At 71.6% G+C, this 15657-nt stretch carries 10 protein-coding genes and 1 pseudogene; 2 read left to right on the forward strand and 9 right to left on the reverse strand.

From position 1 onward, the window contains the following. Window position 1 precedes the first annotated feature (1 nt). From OG937_43940 to OG937_43960, 5 genes are all read right to left on the reverse strand, one after another. The gene (locus tag OG937_43940; GenBank protein ID WUD78183.1) at window positions 2-472 is read right to left on the reverse strand and encodes a potassium transporter TrkA; all 471 of its coding nucleotides are present in this window, start codon (window positions 470-472) and stop codon (window positions 2-4) included. Between the two features lie 143 nt (window positions 473-615). Then, window positions 616-987, reverse strand: coding sequence for a ClpX C4-type zinc finger protein (locus tag OG937_43945; GenBank protein ID WUD78184.1), 372 nt, complete (start codon window positions 985-987; stop codon window positions 616-618). Window positions 988-1157: 170 nt separating this feature from the next. Next, complete coding sequence (locus OG937_43950; GenBank protein ID WUD78185.1) at window positions 1158-1856, reverse strand: SDR family oxidoreductase; 699 nt, start codon at window positions 1854-1856, stop codon at window positions 1158-1160. Window positions 1857-2064: 208 nt separating this feature from the next. Then, entirely contained in the window at window positions 2065-2817 is a 753-nt protein-coding gene (locus tag OG937_43955) for an SDR family oxidoreductase (GenBank protein WUD78186.1), read from the reverse strand. 166 nt (window positions 2818-2983) lie between these two features. Continuing rightward, on the reverse strand, window positions 2984-3424 hold the full coding sequence (locus OG937_43960) for a MarR family transcriptional regulator (protein ID WUD78187.1): 441 nt from the start codon (window positions 3422-3424) through the stop codon (window positions 2984-2986). Window positions 3425-3589: 165 nt separating this feature from the next. On the opposite strand from OG937_43960, the gene OG937_43965 reads away from it, so the two are divergent. After that, window positions 3590-5044: an MFS transporter gene (locus OG937_43965; GenBank protein WUD78188.1), complete on the forward strand. Its 1455-nt coding sequence runs from the start codon at window positions 3590-3592 to the stop codon at window positions 5042-5044. Between the two features lie 88 nt (window positions 5045-5132). Here OG937_43965 and OG937_43970 read toward each other — a convergent pair whose 3' ends face one another. Together OG937_43970 and OG937_43975 are read right to left on the reverse strand one after the other, a co-directional pair. Beyond that, window positions 5133-8564, reverse strand: coding sequence for a discoidin domain-containing protein (locus tag OG937_43970; GenBank protein WUD78189.1), 3432 nt, complete (start codon window positions 8562-8564; stop codon window positions 5133-5135). Window positions 8565-9024: 460 nt separating this feature from the next. Continuing rightward, window positions 9025-12603 carry a S8 family serine peptidase gene (locus tag OG937_43975; protein WUD78190.1) on the reverse strand — a complete coding sequence of 1193 codons (3579 nt, stop codon included), beginning with the start codon at window positions 12601-12603 and terminating at the stop codon, window positions 9025-9027. A 638-nt stretch (window positions 12604-13241) separates the two neighbouring features. On the opposite strand from OG937_43975, the gene OG937_43980 reads away from it, so the two are divergent. Then, window positions 13242-14030, forward strand: a complete 789-nt coding sequence (locus OG937_43980; GenBank protein WUD78191.1) for an SAM-dependent methyltransferase — start codon at window positions 13242-13244, stop codon at window positions 14028-14030. 48 nt (window positions 14031-14078) lie between these two features. Here the strand turns inward: OG937_43980 and OG937_43985 are convergent, their stop codons facing one another. Together OG937_43985 and OG937_43990 are read right to left on the reverse strand one after the other, a co-directional pair. Further along, on the reverse strand, window positions 14079-15143 hold the full coding sequence (locus OG937_43985; protein ID WUD78192.1) for an LLM class flavin-dependent oxidoreductase: 1065 nt from the start codon (window positions 15141-15143) through the stop codon (window positions 14079-14081). A 52-nt stretch (window positions 15144-15195) separates the two neighbouring features. Next, window positions 15196-15582: pseudogene (locus tag OG937_43990) on the reverse strand (ABC transporter ATP-binding protein). Window positions 15583-15657 lie beyond the last annotated feature (75 nt).

Raw genomic sequence — 15657 nt, forward strand, 5'->3', positions numbered from 1 at the left:
GTCACTGCCCCGCCACGATCGCGGCCAGCGCGTCCACGCCCTCACGCGTGCCGACCACCACGAGCGTGTCGCCGATCGCCAGCCGGAAGTCCGGTCCGGGGGAGGGGTGCGCGGTGGTCCGCCGCATCACGGCCACGACGGAGGCCCCGGTCAGTGTCCGCGCGCGGGTGGCACCCAGCGGCCGTCCCGCGTACGGCGACCTGGAGTCCACCGGGATCTGCTCGGTGACCAGCCCGATGCCCTCCGTCCGCACCGCCTCCAGCGGTGTCGGGTCCAGCAACCGCGCCAGCCCGGCGGCCTCGTCGGCTTCCAGTGGGACCGACATCCCGCACGCGTCGGGATCGTCGGCCTCGTAGAAGCCGAGGAACCTGCGCCCGTCCTGGTGGACCACCACCGACAGGTTCCGCCCGGTCCGTGTGGTCACGTCGTACTGCGTGCCGATGCCCGGAAGGGTCGTCCGCCGTATGCCCACTCCTGCCTCCCAGGCGACCCGCACTCCACCACCGTGGACGGTGTGCTTTTGACCAGCGACTTTTACATCCCTATTACGTTCATCCGGAGCGTTCTATTCCGAACGCGTCGGTCGCGTGGCCGGGCAGCAGGGGGCGGTGGCGGTCACTCCTCGCCGGAGAACCGTTCCCACGCGGACTGCCGGGTGATCCCGAGGGCTTCGCCGATCCGGGTCCAGGTGACACCGCGGCGCCGCAGTTCCTGCACCCACGAGCGCAGATCGGCCTCGGCCTGGTCGATGTGCGCGGCGACGCGCGGGATGTGGCCCAGCATCTCCGCGTCGGTCAGCGACGCCCACAGCGGCAGGGGAGGCCCCGGCGGAGTGCCCAGGCTCCCGTCGATGATCGACGCGGACAGCGCCACGCATTCGTTGCAGATCTGCACGCCCGCGCCCGCGACCAGCTTCTCGACCTCGCGGTCCGGCTTGCCGCAGAAGGAGCACCGGGTGAATTCGTCCTGGATGCCAGAGGGGGGCACGGCTCACTCCTGGGTTGTCAGGGTTTCCCTGACACCGTAGGGCGTCAGGGAAACCCTGACAAGCCGTTCGCGTGCGCCATCTCCCCGCCGGTGCAGGGCGGATGAGGAGGTGTCACCTCCGATGGCGGCGGCCCCGACCCTGCCGCGCGGCGGGACCGGGGCCGGCCGGATCAGGCCGCGGGCCCCACGGTCGGGGGCTGGGACAGGGCGGCCTTGACGCTTCGCGCCTGCTCGTCGGCGAGGACCTCGAACCGGTCGTGGGTCAGGGCCTCCATGGTCAGTTCCGCCACGCTGGCGGCGCTGATCTTCGGCGCGTCCGTCCACGCGCTCAGGTCGGTGTCCACGAATCCGCAGTGCACACCGACGACCAGGGTGCCCTGGTCGTGCAGGCCCTTGCGCAGGGCGTCCGTCAGCGACCACTGCGCGGCCTTGGACGCGGCGTAGCCGGGGAACTGTGGCTGCCCGACCCAGGAGGCCAGCGACAGCATGTTCACCAGCGCCCCACCGCCGTTGCGGGCCAGCACCGGGGCGAAGGCCCGGGACACCGCCCAGGTGCCGAAGTAGTTGACCTCCATCGCCTGCCGCGCGCCGTCGAGGCCACCCGACAGCAGCCCGGTGGTCGCGCCGCCGATGCCGGCGTTGTTGACCACGAGGGAGACGTCGCCCGCCGCCTCGGCGGCCGCGGCTATCTGCGCCTCGTCCGTCACGTCCAGCCGCAGCGGGACGAGGTCCGGATCGGTCACGCTCTTCGGGTCGCGGACGCCGGCGTAGACCTTGGCCGCGCCGTGCTCCAGGAGCGCCCGGGCGAACGCGTGCCCGATCCCTCGGTTGGCTCCCGTCACCAGGGCGACGGATCCCTTGATGTCCATACGGCTTTCCTTTGCGACACGCCCTCTCGGCAGGGCACCGGACACAGCTCGGGCACGCGGCCCTTCGGGGTCCGCGGCGGTTCCAGGCTAGCATCTGAATTTAATAATGAAAGTCAGGGGTCGCCGACCGTGGTGACGACGCAGCCCCACCCGCGAAACCGCAGGTGGGGCCGGAGAAGGGGCCGGAGGCGGGGCCTGGGTGTCCGCCTCAGAGGGCGAGAGCGCCGCCGTCGATCGGGAGGGTGGCGCCGTGGATGTGGGCGGCGTCATCGCCGGCGAGGAAGACCACCGCGGCGGCGACCTCCTGGGCGGTGCCCGGCCGCTTGGCGGGGTAGTTCTGGGCGAGCTTCTCCAGCAGGGTGCGGTAGACCTCGTTGGCCTCGGTGACGGTCGGGCCGGGGGCGACGGTGTTGACCCGCACGCCCTTGGAGGCCAGTTCGACCGCCCAGGACTTGGTGAGCGAGTGCAGGCCGGCCTTGGTGGCGCCGTAGAGCGCGGCGAAGTCCATGCCGACGACGCCGTTGATCGACCCCACGTTGATCACCGATCCGGCGCCGCGCTCCACCATGGCGGGCACCAGCGCGGCCGTCAGCAGGAACGGGACCTTGACGTTGACCGCCAGCGCCTCGTCGATCTGCTCCTCGGTCGCCTCCGTCATCGACTGCGGCGGCACCAGGTAGGCGGCGTTGTTCACCAGGATGTCGATCGGCCCGCCCGCGACCGCCGACGCCTCCTGCGCCAGCCGCCGGACCTCCGCACCGCCCACCGCCAGATCGGCCTGGACGAAGTGCGCCCGGCCCCCCTGCGCCGTGATCCCCTCGACGACCCCGGCACCGCGCTCCGTGCTGCGCCCGGTGACCACGACGGTGGCGCCCTCGCGTGCCAGGGCTTCCGCGACCGCACGGCCGATGCCGCTCGTCGAACCGGTGACGAGTGCGGCGCGGCCCAGTAGACGTCCCATTGCGCAACCTCCAAGGAATGACGGGTACTTCCGCGGGTGGCGGCGCGGGCGAGCCGGACCGGTCGCAGAAGTGATTGCTGCGTCAAGTAAATCGAGGAGTGCTTGACCCGTCAAATATCGTGTCGGCGAGGTGGGTTGGCGGTCCGCCGGCCGGGCGCCAGGCGGTTCAGGGACGGGGCCAGGGCCGTCCGGCGAGGCGTTCGATGTCGGTGTTGAAGCGCCTGAGGTAGGAGGCGAAGGCGGCGATGTCCTGGTCCGGCCAGTCGGCCATGACCTTGTCCAGGCCGCCGATGATGGCGTCGCGTTCCTCGTCCAGCATGCGGGCGCCCTGGGGCGTGATGCGGAACTTGCGCGCCATGCCGCCTTCCGGGTCGGGGATGCGTTCCACGAGCCCGGCGCGCATGGCCGCGGCGGTCTGCCGGTTGAGGGTCGAGGCGTCGAGCGCGAAGGCCTCGCTCAGCTCGCCGATCGACATGGGTCCCTGGACCCGGATGCGGCTGAGGAGGATGTAGGCGCTGCGGTCCAGGGCGCCGGACCTGTGGCGCAGCAGTTCGTGGCGGCTGAGGAGCATCTGCTCGTACTCGACCTCGTGGGTGGACCTGCCCATACGTCTTCCGCCTCCTGCCGTCCGCCGGGCCGCCGGTGTGCGTGTGCGGCGCCCGCTGTCATCCTCGCACAGCGCGTGCACCAGCCACATCATGTGCGTGATGCACTTCCTATGTACGATGCACATCGATCCCGAACGCAGGACCGTCAGGCGAGGAGTGCCGTCATGAACGCCCCACAACCCAAAGCCCGTGCAGGGGGCGTGGTCGCCACGCTGGCCCTCGCCGGCATCACCGCCGCGATCATGCAGACGCTCGTCACCCCGCTGCTGACGGAGCTGCCGCAGATCCTGCACACCTCGTCCTCGAACGCCGCCTGGGTGATCACCGCCACCCTTCTGGTGGCCGCCGTGTGCGTGCCCGTCTTCGGGCGCCTCGGCGACCTGGTGGGCAAGCGGCGCATGCTGGTCGTCTGCTCGGTGCCGCTCGTGGCGGGCTCGGTGGTGTGCGCCCTGTCGTCCTCCGTCACGCCGATGATCGTCGGACGGGGTCTGCAGGGCATGGGCATGGGCATGGTGCCGCTCGGCATCGCCCTGCTCCGTGACGTGGTCCCCGCGGAGAAGCTCAGCTCCTCCATCGCCCTGGTCAGCGCCTCCATGGGCATCGGCGGCGGTCTGGGCCTGCCGATCGCCGCCGCGATCGCCCAGTACGCCGACTGGCGCGTGCTCTTCTGGGGCTCTGCGGGCCTGGCCGCCGTCGTCGCGGTGCTGATCTGGTTCTTCATCCCCGAGGTTCCCGCCGGCGCCAAGGGCCAGCGTTTCGACGTGCCCGGCGCGCTCGGCCTCGGCGTCGGACTGGTCTGCCTGCTGCTCGCCGTCTCCAAGGGTGCCGACTGGGGCTGGGGTTCGGCGACCACGCTCGGCCTGTTCGGTGCCGCCGTCGTCGTGCTCGCCGGCTGGGGCTGGTGGGAACTGCGCACCCGCGACCCGCTGGTCGACCTGCGGACCACGGCCCGGCCCCGGGTGCTGATCACCAACCTGGCCTCGGTCTTCGTGGGCTTCGGCATGTACGCCGGGATGCTGGTCGTCCCGCAGCTGCTGCAGTTCCCGAAGGCGACCGGCTACGGCCTCGGCCAGTCCATGCTCGCGGCGGGTCTGTGGCTCCTGCCGGGCGGCATCATGATGATGATCGTCTCTCCCCTGGGCGGCAAGCTGACCAACGCCCGCGGCCCCAAGTTCACCCTGATGTGCGGCGCCCTGGTCCTCGCCGCCGGGTACGGCCTGTCGCTGGTGCTGACGGGCTCCGCCTGGGGTCTGATGCTGGCGGTCATGGTCGTCAACAGCGGCGTGGGACTCGCGTACGGATCGATGCCCGCCCTGATCATGGGTTCGGTCCCGCTGTCGGAGACCGCCGCCGCCAACGGCTTCAACGCCCTGATGCGTTCGCTGGGCACCTCGGTGGGCGCCGCCGTGATCGGTGTCGTCCTCTCCCAGATGACCACGACCGTGGGCGGCTACACCTTCACCTCCGAGAACGGCTTCCGCACCGGCCTGGTGATCGGCTGCGGCATCGCGCTGGTCGCCGCGCTCGTCGCCATGGCCATCCCGGCCGCCCGCGCCGCGTCGGGCGACGCCGAGGCCGCGCCGGCCCCCGGGCTCCGCAAGGCGGCGCTGGACGGCTGAACCGCCGCACCGCCGAACCGCAGGGCGTGCGGTGCGGCGGCGGCATGCGGGGTCCCCGGCTCGCGGTGAGCCGGGGACCCCGCCGGTTTCAGACGGACCTGCGTGCCGCGGACGCGCCGTTCGGCGATCCGGTGATGGTGAACTGGGAGCCGGGCTCGATCAGTACGTTGCCCTGGGCCGAGTTCGTGATCGTGACGTTGGTCAGGGTGGCACTGCCGCGGGCGCCGCTCATCGCGAGGATGCCGGAGCCATTGACGGAGTTGTCGATGCGGACGTCGGTGACCTTGACGCCGGGCATGGAGCCGCCGCCCGTCTTGAACTGGATGCCGTCGTAGGTCGAGTCGTGGATCTCGGTGTCCCGGATGGTCACGCCCGGGATGTCCGTGCCCTGGGCGAAGAGCGTGATGGCGCCGAACTCCTGCGCCTCGCCCCAGAACGCGCCGCCCGTCCGGTACAGGGCGTTGCCCGAGATGGTGGTCTGACCGGAGAAGGGGATCGGGTCGTGGTCGGTGGCGAGCATGATGCCCGGGTAGTTCATCGTGTCGGAGACGATGTTGTTCTCGATGGTGTTGCCGTAGCCGCCGTAGACCGCGATGCCGTTGGCCCGCCAGGGCAACTGGACGGTGTTGTTGCGGAAGTGGTTGTCGTGGCCGACGTCGACGGAGGTGTCCTTGACGTACTTGCTGGCCCACACCGCCAGCGCGTCGTCGCCGGTGTTGCGGAACGAGGAGTTGTAGACGGTGGAGTTGCGGGTGCCGTTGGCGAAGTTGATGCCGTCGGCGTAGGTGTCGCGGATCCGCACCCCGGTGAACTCCAGTCCGTCGCCGGGGCCCCACAGTTCGGGGATGTTGGAGTAGTCACGGCCGACCCAGACGCCGACGTTGGCGTGCTCGATCCACACGTTGGTGATCTTCGTGTCCTTGCCGAAGCGCCCGTTGAGGCCGACGCCGCCCTCGGCGTTGCCGTCGCCGCCGCGGATGGTGCCCGAGCCGAAGATGGCGATGTCGGAGATCTGGGTGTTGCCGTCGATGTCGAAGCCGAAGTTGCCCTCGTGCGGGTGGTTGATGCCGCCGGCGTTCTGCGGCGGGGTCAGGGTGTAGAGCTGGGAGTGCCACATGCCCGCGCCGCGGATGGTGACGTCCTTGATGCCCACCTGGTTGTACTGGCCGCGGTTGAGCGGGTCGTCGGTGAGGATCTTCTGCTCCTGCCGCCACTGCCCGGCCGGGATCCACACGCAGGAGATCTGGCCGTTCTGGTCGGCGGTGACCGCCCGCTGGATGGCGTCGGTGTCGTCGAGCCCGTCGCCGGGGACGGCCCCGTACTCGGTGATCGAGGTGCAGTTGGCCGGCTTGCTCAGCGGGGGAGCCACCTGCTCCAGGTCGATCAGGTCGATGACGTAGTAGGCCGCCGAGTCGCCCGCGTCGCGCTGCAGACGGAACGTGGTGCCCTGCGGGTACGTGCGCGACAGCAGCGCGTGCGCCTCGTCGAACAGCCGCCGCGCGTCGCCGCCGGGCCGGTTGGTCAGCCCCTCCGGGTCGTCGGTGCTGCCGTACAGCCAGCTGTGCTTGGAGGACAGGTTCAGCTTCTGCACGAACGTGCCGTCGGCGTACAGGCTGATGGTGGCGTCGGCTCCGCCGCCCGCGGAGGCGTCGGGGATGGAGTTGCGCACCACGATGGAGTTGGTGGACGTGGTGGAGGTGAACTCGACGTACTGGCCGCCGGAGTCGAGGCGGACGGACTTGCGGCCCGAGGACTCGGTGGCGAAGTTCGTGTGCCCGAAGGTCCGCTTGGCGTCGGCGGTGAGCAGGGTGCCCTGGTAGCGGCCGTCCTCGGCCTCGTACTCGGTGTACGGCAGGGCGGCGCCGCGTCCGACGACGAGGGACTTGGCGAGCACGTTGTTGTTCTCGTTGGTCTCGGTGACGACCCCGGTGGCGTCCGCGGTGGCGGTGAGCGTGGCCCCGCCGGCGGTCGCCGTCCAGGTGCCGCTGATCGCCACGTTGACCGTGGCACCGGCCGCGACCTGACCGGTCGTGCCGTTCAGCGTGGTGGTGCCGGCCTGGAGCCGGGTCACCGAACCCGCCGCGGCGGCGGTGATGCCGCGGTTGTGCACGGCGACGGTGAAGGAGACGGACGCGCCCACGGCCGGATTCGCCGGGTTCGTGGCGATGGAGGTCACCTCGAGGTCGGGGCCGGGGGCCTGGCTGACGACCAGCCGGTCCGCGGCGTTCCGGCTGTTGTTGGTGTCGTCCAGCTCGGCGACCGTGTTGCGCGGGTCGACCACCGTGGAGACGGCGTAGCTGCCGGCCGCGCGGGTGCCGGTGGAGACGGCGACGGTGGCGGACGCACCCGGGTCGAGGGCGGGCACGTCGGCGCTGCCGGCGACCGTGCCCTCCACGCTGACGTCCACGGTCGTCGCGGCCGAGCGCGCGGTGCCGGCGTTGCGGACCCCGGCGTTCACGGTGACCGGGTCCCGCTCCGACGGGGCGGCCGGTGACCAGGTCAGGCCCGTGACGGTGAGGTCGGGCGCGGGTGCCGCGGTGCCGACGACCTGGAACTCGGCGACCTGCCCGCCGGGCGCGCCGGTGTTGGAGGAGAACCGCAGGCGCACGTCGGCCCAGCGGCCGCTGACCGGGATGGTCACCGCGTTGCCCGTTCCCGGGCTGAAGGCGTAGTCCGCGCGGTCGCGCAGCGAGGTGAAGCCGGTGTCGGACGCCCCGCGGCCCAGCACCTGGATGCCCTGGGTCCTGGCGCCCCACACCGGGTCCGGGTTGAGCTTGACCACCACGGCGGTGACGTCCGCGGCGGAGCCGAGCTTCACGGTGAGGTCCGCCGGGTGGCCGGCCGCCTCCCAGTAGGTGGAGGTGGAGTCGTCGGTGGCGTTGGCGGCGACGTAGGTCTGCGTCGACGACGTGGCCTCGACCGGCTTGTTGCGCGCCAGGTTGGTGCCGGTGGGCGGCGGGTCGGTGCTGCCGCCGTCCTCTCCGTAGACCTCCAGCTCGGAGAGCTGCGCGGCGTTCCAGCCGGTGTTGCCGGTGACGTTGACGCGGACGTACCGGCCGTTGACGGGTGAGCTCAGGTCCACGGCGACGGTGTTGGCCTGGGCCGGGTTGAACACCCGGCCGGCGGAGGCGGAGAGCGTGGTGAACGAGGATCCGTCGGTGCTGCTCTGCAGGGAGAGCGTCTGCGTCCGGGTCTCCCAGCCGGAGGGCAGTTTGAGCACGATCCGGTCGACGGCACGGGTGGCGCCGAGGTCGACCTGCACCCACTGGGGGAAGGAGCCGGCCGGGCCCTCCCAGTAGGAGGCCTGGGCGCCGTCGGTGGTGTTCCCGGCCGGGTACGCGCCGAGGGAACCGCCCGCCGTGGCAGGGCGGCCGAGGGCGAGGTTGACGTCGGCGGCGGCAGCGTCCGAGGCCGTGGGGGCTGCCTGGGCGCTGGCGGAGATCGGTAACAGCCCGACCGTCATGAGCCCGGCCAGGACGGCGGCGGACAGCGACCGTCGGCCGAGGGGTCTCCAATTCATGGGGTCCTCTATTCCGTGGGGGGCGGGGAGCGCGGCAGCCGGGCGAGGAGGAACCAGGGGGAGCAGGAGAAGCAGGGGAAGCGGGGACCGAAGGGGACCGTCCCGACATGAGAGCCGGCCATGCACGCCAATTGAGTGAGTCAGTCAACTTCTTGCGGAAACCGCGTCATTAGGTTTCTCGTACGTCTCGGGTTTGTCAACAGCTTGTAATTCAGGGGTAGTTGAGGCCGAGTCGTGCTTGCGTCACTTGCGGAGCGCTTGCGTGCGTGGGTCTGTGAGCCATGGCGGCATAGACCCTGGTAGACCTTCAGGACGGCCGTCGGATGAGCCGGCGTCGGCGTGACGCATGCTCGGAGGGAACGCAATTTATTGAGTGCTCTACGCAAGATCGCCGGCTTCGGGCACGCGAAAGGGCCGGTGCCCGGCACGATGTCGTGCCGGGCACCGGCCCCTCACGGTGTCACTTCAGGCCGAAGGCCCGGGTGACGGTCTGGGTGACTCCGCCGCCGTTGCGCTGCTCGGCGGTGACGCGGATCGACACGTAGCCGGCCCGGTGCGGCGCGTTCAGGGCCGCCTGCCAGGTGCCCTTCTTCTGCTTGAGCCCCTGCCCCAGCCAGGTCGTGCCGTCGTCGTAGGAGACCTCCAGCCGGACCGAGGAGACCGCGTCCCCGGCGGCCGAGCTGCCGAGCACCACCGGAGTGACGGAGAGTTCCGTCCTGCGCTGCGCCCGGCCCTCGGCGTCCAGTGCCGTGCCGTAGTCCAACTGCACCAACGGGACGGCCTGCACACCCTCCGGGGCACCGGAGCTGAAGCGCCACTCGGTGCGGGTGGCGGTGGAGTAGGGGCTGAGCGCGGTGTCGCCCTTGGTGTCGACGACCAGCCGGTACGGGAGCTTCTCGGGCGCCAGGTCACCGACGCCGAACCAGGGGAAGCCCTCCATGTGGGTCAGCTGCCGGTCGCCCTGGTAGAAGGAGATCGCCTGGTACATGCCCGACCCGCCGCTGTGCGCCGACCCCGCGTCGCCGAACCCCTGGATGTAGGCGCTCATCGCGTTGTCGCCCCGGTAGGGGAGGTCGGAGGTGACCATGCGAGGCCGGGTGATCGGCCCGAACCAGCGGTCCTTCTGCACGCTGCCCGCCCGGTAGGTCACCAGGTCCGTCGACGAGCCGCCCCAGCCGTCCAGTGCGGCGTTCTGCTGCCAGGTGACCCCGGCGGTGACCCAGTCGGTGCGCCGCCCGGGGGCGGCCACCTCGGCGGGGAGCGCGTTGGGCGAGAACCCGTTGTACGGCGGGTAGTCGTACGACGGGAAGTCCAGCCGCGACTCGGTGACCTGCCGCCCGGGAGGCGGGGTGAAGTCGACGTCGACGCGCGCGAGGCTGCGGGCGTCCGTCCTGGCGGAGGGATCCGCGGGAATCCCTCCGAGGTGCTGGTCGACCAGGTCGTACAGGTACTTCGGCGCGGGATGCGCCTCGACCGCCAGCCGCACACCCTTCCTGCCCGCGGCGGTGGCCTCCTTGATCAGCGCCTCCCCTTCGTCCAGGGACAGCGAGGCGACCGGGAGCCGTCCGGTCGTCACCTTGTCCGGGTCGCCGTACCAGCCGCTGCCGCGGCCCTCACGGTCGTTGACCACCAGGAGCAGCGCCGCACCGGCGGTCCGCGCCGCCGCGGCCTGATCGGCGGGGGTCACGGCGTCGCTGTCGCGGACCACCACGGCCCGGCCGCGGGCGGACACGCCGGCGTACTCGGCCCGCGTGCCGGTGCCGGCGAAGACGGCGTCCAGGCGCGAGGTGCCGTCCCGCAGCGGCCGGGAACCGGGCTGCACGAGGGGGTCGTCGAGCCGGTGGCCCCGGTAGGTGATCTCCAGGGGCCGCTGCTCGGCGCGGATCCTGGTGGTGAAGACGAAGCTGCCCTTGCGCACCTTGTCCTTGGTCGGCAGCGCCCACAGGCTGTCGTACGTCGCCGAGGGCCAGATCCGCTCGCGCAGGGCGCTCCCGTCGCCGGGAGTGGGAGTGCCTGAGGTGAAGGAGCGGTACAGGTCGATCCTGCTGCTCACCACGCTGGTCGGCTGCGGTGTCGCCACCTTGACCTGGCGGGCCCGGGAGGCGTCGAGCACCACGGATCGGTCGCCGGTGAGCTCGATCTCGGGGGCCGTCAGCACCGCGAGCCCGAGGGAGTGGGGCCCGTGGAGACCCCGCACGTCCGCGAGCGACGCGACCATGTACGAACCGGGCGCCCAGCGGCTGGTCAGCGACCCGTCGGGAACCCACAGGTAGGTGGAACCGCCGTCCGCGCTCCGGATCTCGACCTCGCCGCTCACGGGCCGGCCGGAGCGGTCCTTCAGGCGGATGGTGAGGTCGTACTTCTCGGACTCGACGGAGACCCCGACCGCCGTGTGGACTTCACCGCCCGCGAGGCGTGCCGTGACCCGGGCGGCGTACTGACCCGCCGCGAGGCCCTTCGGGTTCACCACGACCTCGGCGGTGGCGGTGCCGTTCGCCGGCACCGTGACGCGGTCGCCGGACAACGCGAACACCTGTGCCGGGGAGTCGCCGCGGTCGACGGAGAGCTGCAAGGTGATCGGGCGGTCGGTGGTGTTGGCGTAGGTGATCTGCCGCTTGACCGGCTGCCGCTGCGCACCGGGCGACCACCGCACCAGCCCCGCGTCGACCGACCCGGTCGCGATGACCTGGTCCTGGTTGTAGGCGGCGGCCACGTTCAGCCGGCCGGTGCCCGCCCGGTAGGGGCTGTAGTCGGGGGTCGGCACGCTGGTGCCCATCAGGGCGTCCTTGATCTGCCGGCCCGTCCACCGCGGGTGCTTCTGCGCCAGGAGGACGGCCGCCCCGGCGACATGGGGCGTGGCCATGGACGTGCCGCTGTCGACCCGGTAGAAGCCCTCGCCCCACTCCATGTACTGCGAGCGCGCCGCCAGCACGTCCACGCCGGGGGCGGTCATGTCGGGCTTGATGGCGTCGCCGTTCATGCGGGGTCCGGCGCTGGAGAACTCGGCGAGGTGGTCGGACGCGTCCACCGCGCCGACGGTGAGTGCGGCGTCCGCCGTCCCCGGCGCCGCCACACTGTAGGCACCGGGCCCGTCGTTGCCGGCGGCGATGACGAAGAGCGCACCCGTCTCGGCGCTCAGCCGGTTGACGGCCTGGCTCAACGGATCGTCCTGGGTGTGCCAGCCGCTGACGCCCAGGCTCATGCTGACCACCTTGGCGTGCTCGGTCCGCGCCGCCCACTCCATCCCGGCGATGATCCCCGAAATGGTCCCGGATCCGCTGTCGTCGAGGACCTTGCCTACCAGCAGGTCGGCGCCGGGGGCGACCCCCCGCTCCTTGCCGCCGGAAGCGGCGCCCGTCCCGGCGACGGTGGACGCCGTGTGGGTGCCGTGCCCGTTCCGGTCGACGACGTTCCCGTCCGGGACGAAGCTGCGGGACGCCACGACGCGGTCCACCAGGTCCGGATGGGTGGCGTCCACCCCGGTGTCGAGGACGGCCACCCGCACCCCGGCCCCCGTGCCTCCCGCGGCCCAGGCGGCGGGCGCCCCGACCTGAGCCGTGGTGTCGGCGAGCGTCGCCTTCGCCTTGCCGTCGAGCCACACCTTGTCGACGCCGGCGGAGAACCGCGGCGCCGCCGCGGCCTCCTCGGCGTCGGCCCGCGCGGTACCGGTGAGGGCCGACCAGAAAGCCGCCGCCTTCGACCGCCGGGTGCGGACCGCCTCGCCGCGGACCGAGGGAAGGCTGCGCGTGGTCTCGGCCCCCGGCAGCGCCGGGGAGCGGGACGTGAGGGTGGCGGCGCCCTCGGTGCGGGTGACGATCAGGGGGAGCGCGCTGAGGTGCGCGTCGTCGTAACCCTGGGCTATCAGCTGTGTGACGTTGAAGAGTTGCTTGTCGAGCAGCCCCTTCGCGATGTACGCCACCGCCTCGTCGGGGAACACGTAGGTGTCCCCGCCCTCGGTGGCGACGCGCACCGAGCCCGTGGCCCCCGGCGCGCGCTCGACCTCCACCGCGGGCGCGGTGCCCTTCGGTCCCTGAGACATCGTCACCTTGTCACCGGTGACCAACGTGACCCGTGCGGGCGTGCGTTGTGCCTCGGCGGTTGCGGGTGTCGCCGTGGCCGACGGGGAGGGAGGAACGCTGTTCGCCGCTCCAGGGGTGACGAGAGCGACGACAACGGCAGCAGCCACGGCCGCCGCATATCTTCGGGTAGAAGGGGGTCTCACATTGCCCTCCAGCGTGGATGATTGCACGAATTCGATCACCACTGAAGAGGGCGTGTAAAGAGCTTGAACCTGAGGCTATCGGAATGTAGCGTTCTCTGTTTTCGGGTCGGATGGGCCTGGTTGCGGCGGCCGGGTGAGGGAGCCTCAGGAGGCCCGGGTGACCTGCGGGTTAAGGGCCCGGGGGAGTGTCCGCGAAATTTACCGACCGGAAACAAAAGAACTCGACCGCCGACGCGACCGGGGCCCCGCTTTCCCCGAAAGTTTCGAGGACGGGAATGAATGCTCCCACCGTTGTGCCGTGAATTCGGGAGCTCCCGAAGATGTCGCCATTTGTGACACCAAAGCCGCGGGGACGGGGCCACCCCGGCCAACTGCCCGTGTTCGCGTACGACATGGTGTGCGAGACTGCCGCGATCGACAGCACGACCGACTCCCCTCGCGCGATGGAGTGCGTCATGACGACCGGCACCCCCCACTCACCGCGGATCGACACCAGCAGGGCCCACCCGGCGCGCGTGTACGACTGGCTGCTGGGCGGCAAGGACAACTACCCCGTCGACGAGGCCGTCGGCGAAAGGCTGCCGCCCGAGGCGCGTGACGCGGCCCGGCAGAACCGGCAGTTCATGCAACGGGCCGCCGCCTGGCTCGCCGCGCAGGGCGTCGACCAGTTCCTCGACATCGGCTCGGGCATCCCCACCGAACCCAACCTGCACCAGATCGTCCAGCACGTGATACCGGCGGCGAAGGTCGTCTACACGGACAACGATCCCCTCGTGCTGCACCACGCACAGGCGCTGCTGGCGGGCCGCCCCGAGGGCGTCACGGACTTCCTCGAGGCCGACGTCCGGCGGCCGGAGGAGATCGTCGAGCACGCGCGGGGCGTCCTGGACTTCACACGCCCCGTCGCGCTCTCGCTCATCGCGCTGCTGCACTTCGTCCCCGACGAGCAGGATGCCCACAGCATCGTGCGCCCCCTGCTGGCCGCGCTGCCGCCGGGCAGTTACCTCGTCCTGTCCCACGCCGCGTCCGATCTCTTCCCGGAGCTCGCCGAACAGGTCACCGCCGAGTACGCCAAGGGCGGCATCCGCCTCGGCTTCCGTACGCGCCCGGAAGTCGCCCGCTTCTTCGACGGCCTGGACCTCGTCGCCCCCGGCCTGGTGACGGCCCCGGAGTGGTTCAGGACCTCCCCGGCGCCGTCCGACGAGGACAGCGGGATCTACGCAGGAGTCGCCCGCGTCCCGTGACGCCCGAGCCCGCAACGGTACGAGACGCGGTCCGGCCGGGCCGCGGCGTCACCGTCCGGCCGGGAGCGGCCGTCCGGCGGGCAGATCGTCTTCGGCGGGCCGCCACCCCAGGTCGGGTGCGACCAGGTGCCGTACGTCGTGCAGGATCTGCTCGTACTCCTCGCGGTGGAACTCGTACGGCAGTTCCAGCCGCAGCTCGGTCACCGACGCGAGGACGGGGTCCGCGGCCAACCGTTCCAGGATCTGTTCGGCGGTCCCGACCACATCGGGAGCGAACAGGATCTGCTTCGGGCCGAAGGCCCGCGGGGCCAGGGTGCGCTCGCGCCGGCCGGCCGCATAACGCTCGTAGCGGGCACGGGTGACCGCGTCGGCGCTGTCCAAAGGCACGATCACACGCCCCACAGCCACGCGCGCCGCCGGCCGGGCGCCGTCGAGGGCGCGCCGGTACTCGGAGAGCAGGTTCGACTGGGCCGTCGCGAAGTCGTCGGTGCCCTCGCTGCTGACGATGTTGCCGGACAACAGGTTCAGGCCGTTCCCGGCGGCCCAGCGGACCGAACGCACGCTGCCGGCGCCGTACCAGATCCGGTCCACCAGCGCGGGGTTGTGCGGTTGCAGCCGCGGACGCTGGGCGTTGCCGGGCGACTGGATCACCGTGTCCGGGCCGCCGAGGTAGTGGCCGCGCAGGTTGTCGACGAGACGGGCGATCCTGCCGTACGACAGGTCCAGGCTGCGCCAGTCGCCGTCGTGCACCAGGTCGCCGAGCAGCTCGGCGTGGGGCATGCCGGTGCTGAAACCGGCCTGGAGCCGTCCCTGGGACAGCACGTCGGCCAGCGACAGGTCCTCGGCGAGCCGGAACGGGCTCTCGTACCCGATCGGGATGACCGCAGTCCCGAGCTCGACCCGCCGGGTGCGCTGCCCGGCCGCGGCGAGGAACACCGCGGCCGAGCCCACACCGTGTTCGAGGTGGCGCTGCCGGATCCAGGCGCCGTCGAAACCGAGCCGTTCGCCGTACTCGAACAGCTGCAGCGTGTGCTCCAGACCGGTGTACGGATCGTCGTCCTCGAAGTTCCCCGGAGTGAGGAACGCCAGGGAGGTGATCCTGGGGTTGGTCATGGGTGCCTCCTCACGGCGTGGTGGGCTCGGCGGCGGAGGGGCGGGGCCCGCCCGGGATCGCCGCGAGCAGTTCGCGGGTGTACGGGTGGCGGGGGCGGGCGAACAACTCCTCGGCCGTCCCGGTCTCGACGATGCGCCCGGACCGCATGACGGCGACCTCGTGCGCGATCTGCCGCACCACTGCCAGGTCGTGCGAGATGAACAGGTAGGCCACCGCCGTGTCGGCCTGGAGCTCGGCGAGCAGATCGAGCACCTGGGCCTGGACGGACACGTCGAGCGCGGACACCGGCTCGTCGCACACCACCAGGTCAGGGGAGAGGGCGAGGGCACGCGCGATCGCCACGCGCTGCCGCTGCCCGCCGGACAGCTCGGCCGGGCGTCGGTCCAGGGTCGAGGCGGGCAGCGCCACCCGGTCGAGGAGCTCGCGGGCCCTGGCCAGCCGGGAGCGCCGGTCGCCGACCCTGAAGGCGCGCAGCGGGCCTCCACCCGTCCGGTCGATGTCGGTTCAACGTAC

It is taken from the genome of Streptomyces sp. NBC_00510, assembly GCA_036013505.1.
Taxonomy (GTDB): domain Bacteria; phylum Actinomycetota; class Actinomycetes; order Streptomycetales; family Streptomycetaceae; genus Actinacidiphila.